Consider the following 328-nt stretch of genomic DNA (forward strand, 5'->3'; position numbering starts at 1 on the left):
ATGTTGGCTTAGAAGCAGCCACCATTTAAAGAGTGCGTAATAGCTCACTGGTCGAGTGGCCCTGCGCCGAAAATGTACCGGGGCTAAGTCTGGCACCGAAGCTTCGGATTGAGATGTGTCAATAGTGCTCTTAAGAGAGGACAAAGACACGGTAGATTTAAGCGAAAACCGACCTTTAAGATTAAAGAGTTGGAGGTTTTCGCCAAATGCCTCAAGCTAAGTCGTGCTTGAGGGTAGTATTGACACATCTCGATGGTAGGGGAGCGTTCTGTATGGGTAGAAGCTGTACCGTGAGGAGCAGTGGACTGTACAGAAGTGAGAATGCCGG

General features: G+C 48.8%; 1 rRNA gene. It reads left to right on the forward strand.

Going from position 1 to position 328, the window contains the following annotated elements:
* A 23S ribosomal RNA gene (locus tag Ga0451573_RS19040) occupies positions 1-328 on the forward strand; the annotation flags it as partial.

This window comes from Phosphitispora fastidiosa, assembly GCF_019008365.1.
In the GTDB taxonomy this organism is placed as follows: domain Bacteria; phylum Bacillota; class Thermincolia; order Thermincolales; family UBA2595; genus Phosphitispora; species Phosphitispora fastidiosa.